This window comes from Streptomyces lydicus (assembly GCF_000717345.1).
GTDB classification, from domain to species: domain Bacteria; phylum Actinomycetota; class Actinomycetes; order Streptomycetales; family Streptomycetaceae; genus Streptomyces; species Streptomyces lydicus.
Map to the genome: position 1 here is coordinate 163,316 of NZ_JNZA01000040.1, position 7,504 is coordinate 170,819.

The window sequence follows — 7,504 nt, forward strand, 5'->3', positions numbered from 1 at the left end:
GGGTCCTGCGGGCGGCGGCCCGCTCACGTGGAGCCCTGCCAGTCGTCGCCGTTCACGATCAGACCCGCGACGAGCGCCCCGGACATCCCGGCGTGCGCCAGCCCGCCGCCCGGGTGCGACCAGCCGCCGACCGCGTAGAGACCCGGTATGCGGGTGCGGTTGCCGGGCCGCAGAAAACGCCCGTCCCGGCCCGCCAGTGCCGGCCCCGGAACCAGCGTGTCAGCCGTGGCCGGCAGCACCTCACGCCACAGCACCCGCTCCCGCAGCCCCGGAACCGCCGCCTCGGCGGCCTCCAGCAGCCGGTCGGCCGCCGCCTCCGCGCCGGCGCCGGCCGGTCCGTCCGCCGGGCCCCGCGGCGCCACCGCCGCGCTCAGCGTCACGGCCTCATGGTCGTCGTCGGGCCGGGTGGCGGGGTCGTCCGGGCGCAGCACCGTCACCGTCGGCCGCGCGCACGGCACGCCCGGCGTGGCACCGTCCCCGAACACGCCCGCCAACTCCGCCGCGCGGTCCGCGGCATGGACCACCGTGCGGTGCGCCGCCCCGGGCTCCCGCCCGCCGCGCAACGCCAGCGCGACCGTCAGCCGCGCCGCCGCCCCCTGACCGGGGTGCTCCGGCGGCCGTACGTCGTCCTCGCCCCACGGCTGCCGCCCACCGAGGAGGGCCGGCAGCCGCGCCGGATCGAGGCCCGCCACCACGAACTCCGCGTCGACGAACCGGCCGTCGGCCAGCGCGACGCCCGCCGCCCGGCCGTCCTTCTCGGCCACGGCGGTCACCTCCGCGCCGAAGGTGAACTCCACCGAGCGCGCCAGGCAGCGTTCGTACAGCGCGTCGGCCAGCGCCCGCATCCCGCCGCCCGCGTACCAACTCCCGAAGCTCTGCTCCATGTACGGCAGCACCGCGGCGCTCGCCGGGGCGCTGCGCGGATCGAAGCCGTACGCCAGCGCATGGCTCTCCAGCAGCGCGACCAGCCGGGGATCGGCCAGCTCGCGGCGGGCGACCTCGGCGAGGGTGGCGGTCGTCGGGCCCTTGCCGCGGCCGAACAGCCCGCGCCTGCGCACCGCCGGATACGGATCGCGCCCCAGCGCCCGCCAATCCCGCCGCAGCGGCTCCTCCAGGAGCGGCCGCCGGGTGGCGTCCCACGCGTCGCGGGCCCGCCCCACCAGCGCGCTCCACCGCTCACCGCAGCCCTCGCCCAGCGCCTCGTCCAGAGCCGTGAGGACGCCGGCCCGCGAGGCGTTCGGCAGCGCCACGGCCGTACCGTCGGCGAAGACATGACGGCTCGCGGGGTCGACCTGGGACAGCTCGACGCGGCTCTCCAGCGCCTCCCGTCCGGTCTTGAGGAACAGATCGCGGTAGACCGCGGGCAGATGCAGCAGACCCGGTCCGGTGTCGAAGACGAAGCCGTCCCGCGTCAGCCGCTGCACCGCGCCGCCGTACGTCGCGCCGCGCTCGAACACCGCCACCCGGTGGCCCGCGACGGCCAGCCGGGCAGCGGCCGCCATCGCGCCCATCCCGGCGCCGATCACCGCAATCCGTGCCATGCCTGCGACTTTATCCGGACCCACTGACAACGCCCGCACGGCCGCCGCCGGCCACGGACCGGCCCGCCCCGCGCGCTCAGCCGGCCGGCGGCACCACGCTGCCCGCCGCGGCCAACCGCTTCTCCGCACGCCGCTGCCGCCGGCGCCGCAGGAAGCGGCGGATCCGCGACCACAGCACGATCACCAGGGTGATGCCCGCGGCCAGCAGGGTCCCCGCGAGGACCGCGGCGGCCACCGGGTGGAAGACGGCGAACGCGATGATCCCGGCGACGCCCAGATCCTCGACCAGGCTCAGCACGATGTTGCTGGCCGGCTCCGGCGAGGTGTTCACCGCGATCCGCGTACCCGCCTTCACCAGGTGGCTCAGCAGCGCCGTGGAGCCGCCCACCGCACCCGCCGCCAGCTCGGGCAGCGAACCGTCGTGCCCGGCCAGCAGGGCCGCCACCACACCGCCGGCGACCGGCCGGATCACCGTGTGCACGGCGTCCCAGACGGAGTCCACGTACGGCACCTTGTCGGCGATGGCCTCTACCACGAACAGCACGCCGGCCAGGATCAGCACATCGGGGCGCTGGAGCGCCGCCGGCACGTCCTCGCTGACGCCGGTCGCGCCGAGCAGACCGAGGAGCAGGACGACGGCGTAGGCGTTGATCCCGCTCGCCCAGCCGCTCGTGAAAACCAAGGGAAGTACGGACACGACGGAGATCGTAGGCCCCCGCTGGGGGCCGGTGCTCAGGTTTGAGTATCCGTACTCAGACCGCCAGATGAGTAGGTACGCGGATAGGCCGGGCCCTGCCAGGAAGGAAGAGTGGGGGCCACGGAAGGGAAGCGGCGCCGCACCGCCGACACGGGGCGGCGGAACGGCGCGGCTCCCGACCGTGACGGGGGAATCGGGGGAGCACGGGGGCTCCACGGGGGAGCACGGGGGAAGCGCTGTCCTGGTCGGATCGGAGGGGGAACGATCCGTGCCAGGGCGGCGCACTCCTTTGTGCGGGCCCACGGGGGAAACGGGGGGTGCGCGCCGTACCTGACCAATACGGTGCGCACTCACCTCGTCCCTCTTCTTCGCTTCCCGGGGCCGGAATCCGGCCCCGGCCACGGGGTCCGCCGCTACGACGGACGGCCGCTGACCCGCCCCTGCAACAGCCGCGACAGCGCCGCGTGCACGTCGTCGATCGACCGGTCCGGCTGGTACGACTGCCAGTCCAGCGCGGCCACCAGGACCATCCCGAACAGCGCCGACGCGGTCAGCGGGATGTCGATCTCCCCGCTCAGCTCGTCACGGGCCACCGCCTCCCGCAGCACGTCCTCCACCACCGTGATGGCCCGCTCGCGCACCACCATCAGCGTCGACTGCCAGGCCCGGTTGGTGCGCCACAGCTCGGCGACGTAGAGCTGGGTGAGCGCCGGGTAACGGGAGATGAAGTCCAGGCCGGCCCGGATCATCGCGTCCAGCGCGTCGACCTGGCTGCCGCCCCGCTCGGTGACCTCCTCGGCGGCCGCCTGCAAGGAAGTGGCGAGCAGCTCGATGCCGTGCCGCAGCAGCTCCTCGAAGAGAACGTTCTTGCTCGCGAAGTTGTAGTAGACCGTGCCCTTCGCGACCCCCGCCCGCTCGGCGATCTCGTCCACCGTGGTGGAGGAGAAGCCCTGTTCGGCGATGAGCGTGACCGCGGCCTCGAAGAGCTTGCGCCGGGTGGCGTCGCGGCGTGTGTTGGAGCTGTCCATGGGGGCGATTGTGCCGGTCCCGGCGGCGTCCGTGTTCACAGGCTCAGCTCCGGATGCAGGTCCTTCATGCGCACCACCTCGCGGCTGCGGGCCGTCAGCGACGTCAGCGCGAGCGCCCCGACGGTGAACGCCAGCAGCACCGCACTGCCCTGCCACACGGGCGCGAGCTCACCGCCCGTGATGAGCCGGCGCAGCCCCTCCACGATGTAACTCATCGGCAGATAGGGGTGGATGGCGCCGAAGAAACCGGGACTGGTCTGCACCGGATACGTACCGCCCGCCGAGGTCAGCTGGAGCATCAGCAACGCCAGCACCAGGATCCGGCCGGCCGGTCCGAACTGCGCGTTCAGCCACTGCACGATCGCCGAGAAACAGGCCGTGACCAGCATCAGGAAGCCGATCGTGCCGGCCGCCCGCACCATCTGGAGGCCGAGCGCGAAGTGCAGCACGGACATCAGCGCCGCGGTCTGCAGCACCCCGATGCCGACCACCGGCAGCCACCCCGAGACCGCCACCCGCCACGAGGGCGCCCCCATCGCCAGCGCCCGCCTGTTCAGCGGCTGGATCAGCATGTACGCCACCATGGCGCCGACCCACAGCGACAGCGGGATGAAGTACGGGGCGAACCCCGTGCCGTAGTTGGGCGCCTTGTGGGCGGAGTCCGAGGCGAGCTGCACCGGGTCGGACATCACCAGGGTGCGCGCGTCGCGGGCCTTCTTGCCGTAGTCGGGGATCTGCTTCGCCCCGTCGTGCAGCCCGCCGGCCAGCTTCCGGGAGCCGTCGGAGAGCTTGAACAGACCGCCGTCCAGGGTCTGGGCGCCGTTCTTGAGCTTGCCCACACCGGCGTCGAGGTCGCCCATACCGGACGCGGCCCGGCCCGTACCGTCGTGCAGCTGGTGCGCACCGTTGTCCAGCTGGTCCGCGCCGGCGGCCAGCCGGGCGTTGCCGGCGGCCAGTTTGTGGGCGCCCGCGGCCACCTTGTGCGCACCGTCGTTGAGATCGTTGATCTTCTTCACCGCGGCGTCCATGTCGGCGCCCAGCGTCGGCCCGTGCTTTGCCAGCTCACCGGCCAGGGTGTGCAGGGTGCCCAGGTCGCGGTCCAACTGGTCGAGGTTCTTCTGGTCGTGGACATACCCGCTGACCTTCTCCGCCTGGTCGGCCGCGGTGGCCGCCTGGTCCTTGAGCTGCTTCAGCTCGGAGCAGGAGTCGAGCAGATCCACGCCGCCGGCGCAGTGCAGCCGGTAGTACGAGGCCAGATGGTCGGAGATCCCCCGGGAGAGCTTCGCCCCGGTGGCGGCCGCGGCGGGCAGCTTGTCCAGATGATCGCGGATCGCCTGCGAACCGTCCGCGACGAGCTGCGCCGCCTCGCCGATCTCCTTGCCGTGCGCCCGGACGAAGGGCCCCACCTTGCCGGCGAAGCCGTTGACGGTGTCGGCCAGCTGCTGCGTCCCGTCGGCCACCTGCCGGGAGCCGTCGGCCACTTGGCGCGACCCGCTCGCCGCCGTACCCGCTCCCCGCGCGAGGTCGGAGCTGCCCCGGGACAGCTGCCCGGCGCCCGAGTCGAGGTCGCCGAGGCCGCTGACCAGTTTGCCGCTGCCGTCCTTCGCGGTGCCCAGGCCGTCGGCCAGTTTGCCGGAGCCGTCCTTGGCCTTCCCCAGGCCGTTCTTGAGCCGGTCCGCGCCGTCGGCCGCCTGCTCGGTCTTGCCGTGCAGGGTGGAGAACGAGACGAAGATCTTGTCGAGGAAGGTGCGCGACGACTTCGCCGAGGCCGCCGCCCGCACCTCGGAGAACACCGTCCGGGAGATCTGCCCCACGATGTAGTTGTTCGCGTCGTTCGTGCGCACCTTGAGGGCGCCGGTCTCCGGGTGGTCACCCGAACTGGAGGCGATCCGCCGGCTGAAGTCCTCCGGGATCGACAACGACAGGTAGTACCTGCCGTCCTCCACGCCCTTGGCGGCCTCCTTGGCGTCCACCGGCTGCCAGTCGAAGGTGTGGCTGCGCGCCAGCCCGTCGACGATGCTGTCGCCCGCCGAGACCCGCTTCCCGCCGACCTCGGCACCCTGGTCCTGATTGACCAGCGCGACCGGTATCTTCTCCAGCCGCCCGTACGGGTCCCAGAAGGACCACAGGTACAGCGCGCCGTACAGCAGCGGCAGCAGCAACAGCGCGGCCAGCGCCGCACGCGGCAGCTTCCCCCGCCCGAACCGCTTCAGCTCAAGCGCGGCCAGTTTCGGCGAACGCATCGACCGCCCCTTCCTCGTCGTCGTGGCCCTCGGCGCGCCCGTCGGCCGCCGGCCGCGAGTCCCCCTCGACGGCGGTGTCCGCGGCGTCTGCGGGGTCAGTGGGGTCTACGGGGTCTGCGGTGTCCGCGGGGTCTATGGGGTCTGCGGTGTCCGTGGAGGTTACGGGCGTGGTGGGGGCGGCCTTCTCGGGCGCCGGCGCCGGGCGGTCTCCCGTACGCACCAGGACCAGTTCCTCACCCAGAGCCTTGCCGCCCTCAGGCGGTTCGCTGCACACCGCGAGTACCGTCGTGCCGGCCGCCGCCAGGCCGCGCAGCATCGCCCAGGCGGCCGCGCGCTCCTCGTCGGACAGCTTCAGATCCGTGTCGTCGACGGCCAGCAGCCGCGGCCCGCCGACCAGCGCGAGGGCCACGGACAGCCGCAGCGCCTCCAGCCGCTCCAGGTCGCGGACGGAGGTGCGGATCCCCTTGGGCAGCGACTCCGGGTCGAGCCCGGCCGCTTCGAGTGCGCCGTCCACGAGGGCGCGGGCCTCGGCCCGCCGTTCCCGGCGCGGACGCAGCAGAGCCCGCAGCGAACCGCCGAACCGGCCCTGGAGCAGGGCGCGTTCGCGCAGATGCTCGCCCACGGTCAGCGCGGGATCGAGCTCGGCGACCCCCGGTACGTGGGCCAGCGCGCTGACGGCCCGGACGGCGGCCATCTTCTTGGGCAGCGGCAGCCCGCCGACCTCGGCGGTGCCCTCGGCCGGCTTCATCCGGCCGGTGAGCGCGAGCAGCAGACACGTACGGCCCGAGCCCGAGGGGCCCTGTACGGCGATCAGCGACCCGGGTCCGGCGGTGAGGTCGATGTTCCGGAACGCCCATCCGCGGGGGCCCTTCAGCCCGAAGCCCGCGGCCGTGACCGCCGCCCCGTGCGGGGTGCTGTCCACGATCCCTCCTTGAACTGACTGGTCAGTTCAAAAAGTATGCAGCATCGCACCCCCCGTTCCGCAAGGGGAAGTTGGCGATCCTGCCCGGTGCCCGCCCGGTATCCACCCGGCGCGTGTCCCTCTTACCCACGAAAGTGCAGCTCAGGGTCGATTGTCAGTGGCGTACCTCACGATGGGGTCATACGGTCCGAATGAGCATTCGGTCCTAACCGGCATGCGACGACAGGAGGTTCGTCATGGCAGCTCGTCCCCGCAGGGGCAGCTCCGCTGCGTACGGTCCCCCGAGCGATGTCCACCCCGTCCTGCGGCGGGCGGCCGCGCCACCCGCCGCCCTCGACCTGCTCGCCAAGGCTCAGCACGGGCTCGAGGAAGCCCGCACCCTGGAGACCCCGAACGAGCAGTTCGCCACCGCCCATCTGGCCGCGCTGCGCACCGCCGCCGCCGTCCTCGCCGTCCGAGGCCGGCCGGAGACGACGGTCCGCCGCAGGCAGCGTATACGGAGCGCCTGGGAGGTCCTGCCCGAGGTCGCTCCCGAACTCGCCGAGTGGAGCGCCCTGTTCGAGGCCGGCGCACCCCGCCGGGCCAAGGCGGAGGCCGGCATAGCCGGCGCGGCCAGCCGCCGCGACGCGGACGATCTCCTGCGCGACGCCGCGATGTTCCTGCGCCTGGTGGAGCGCATGCTGCTCCTCCAGCCGTCCCTGCCACCCCAGCGCGCGGGGTGACAGCCCACGGCCGGGGGAGCGCGGGCGTGGAAGCGGCCCACGGCCCGTACGGCGGTCGAGCCGCAGGCCGGGTCGGCTTCCTGGTGGCCTACGCGGGCGCCACCGGGCCCCTTCCTGACCCCGACCGGCGGGCGACGGGCTGAGCGGACCCCGCCGCCGCGGGGCCGCAGGCCGGCCCCGGGGGCCGGGCGCCGCGGGCGGGACGCCGCGGACCGGGCACGTTCGGCGCGGGCCGGCCCGGAAGGCGCCCGCGGCCGGTTTCGGGCGGACCGCGGTGCGCGGGGGAGCGGCCGCAGCGGGAGGGGGAGCGCCCGCGGAATGGTGGTGGAGGTGGAGGCGGTGGGTGGGTTG

At 73.8% G+C, this 7,504-nt stretch carries 6 protein-coding genes; 1 reads left to right on the plus strand and 5 read right to left on the minus strand.

The genetic code is table 11. From position 1 onward, the window contains the following. Positions 1-23: 23 nt before the first annotated feature. The 5 genes from OO62_RS30545 to OO62_RS30565 all read right to left on the minus strand — a co-directional run bounded on the left by OO62_RS30545 (position 24) and on the right by OO62_RS30565 (position 6,431). The gene (locus OO62_RS30545; RefSeq protein ID WP_033270877.1) at positions 24-1,541 is read right to left on the minus strand and encodes a phytoene desaturase family protein; all 1,518 of its coding nucleotides are present in this window, start codon (positions 1,539-1,541) and stop codon (positions 24-26) included. Between the two features lie 76 nt (positions 1,542-1,617). Further along, a complete protein-coding gene (locus OO62_RS30550) occupies positions 1,618-2,238 on the minus strand; it encodes a DUF4126 domain-containing protein (protein ID WP_033270878.1) in 621 nt (206 codons plus the stop codon). A gap of 413 nt (positions 2,239-2,651) precedes the next feature. Next, positions 2,652-3,266 (minus strand): TetR/AcrR family transcriptional regulator, encoded by a 615-nt coding sequence (locus tag OO62_RS30555; RefSeq protein WP_033270905.1) that lies wholly within the window; start codon positions 3,264-3,266, stop codon positions 2,652-2,654. A gap of 35 nt (positions 3,267-3,301) precedes the next feature. Beyond that, positions 3,302-5,509: a YhgE/Pip domain-containing protein gene (locus OO62_RS41415; RefSeq protein ID WP_033270879.1), complete on the minus strand. Its 2,208-nt coding sequence runs from the start codon at positions 5,507-5,509 to the stop codon at positions 3,302-3,304. Next, the gene (locus OO62_RS30565; protein ID WP_033270880.1) at positions 5,481-6,431 is read right to left on the minus strand and encodes an ATP-binding cassette domain-containing protein; all 951 of its coding nucleotides are present in this window, start codon (positions 6,429-6,431) and stop codon (positions 5,481-5,483) included. The genes OO62_RS41415 and OO62_RS30565 overlap by 29 nt, the downstream gene beginning before the upstream one ends. A gap of 236 nt (positions 6,432-6,667) precedes the next feature. On the opposite strand from OO62_RS30565, the gene OO62_RS30570 reads away from it, so the two are divergent. Beyond that, on the plus strand, positions 6,668-7,153 hold the full coding sequence (locus OO62_RS30570; protein ID WP_033270881.1) for an SAV_6107 family HEPN domain-containing protein: 486 nt from the start codon (positions 6,668-6,670) through the stop codon (positions 7,151-7,153). The last annotated feature ends 351 nt before the right edge of the window (positions 7,154-7,504 follow it).